General features: G+C 38.2%; 1 protein-coding gene. It reads left to right on the top strand.

The window, feature by feature from the left end:
* Positions 1 to 416 (top strand): hypothetical protein (locus tag CWB72_RS20270; RefSeq protein ID WP_212747921.1); only part of this gene is annotated, 416 nt, incomplete at its 5' end.
* Positions 417 to 663 lie beyond the last annotated feature (247 nt).

Here is a 663-nt window from a genome sequence, read left to right as displayed (position 1 = left end):
CCGTTTATTTGCGGCGTTATGTTTACAAGGAGAGTACGGTGAATACATGGATTTTTGCAGCAGGAATAATAGGTATATTTACTTCACTAGTGCATATCTTTGCTGGTCAAGTTGACCCCGTTAGGCCATTTCTCAAATCTGATCTTCCTGACATACCCAAGGCTACTCTTTTGGGATGTTGGCACATAGTGTCAGTTCTCTTGTTTATTTCGGGTTTTGCTTTAGCTTATATTGGCTGGTTCAATTTAAACTCATTTCAAAACTTAGTCATTGGCATCTCAATAAGCTTCGTTATTTTCTCTTTCGTATTTATTACCGTCGGCTGGTACTTTTTTAAGTTTCAAACATTTATAAAATTACCACAATGGACTTTATTATTACCTATCGGGGTTTTAGGCCTTGTTGGTGTAATGTAAACATAACAAGAAAATAAACAAGGACTTAAAACAGTTGGCTTTTGCTCCTTCGTCGCTTATTCTAGCCAACAATTTTAAGCCTGTTATTTAGGCGTTAGGTATTAAAAGTTGCATTCATGAAAAATGATAAAGTCAGACCGCTTTTTCGAGTTCTAGCAGTCATCGCTAGCATTCCAGGTTGGCTGGCAGTTTTGCTATCATTTGCCGAGTTAATTGGTGGAGGGGCATCTAGCCTAGGAACCTTGCT

Source organism: Pseudoalteromonas phenolica (genome assembly GCF_005886345.1).
GTDB lineage: Bacteria > Pseudomonadota > Gammaproteobacteria > Enterobacterales > Alteromonadaceae > Pseudoalteromonas > Pseudoalteromonas phenolica_A.
Note: the sequence above shows the minus strand (reverse complement) of the source record. Positions and strands in the feature narration are given on the sequence as shown.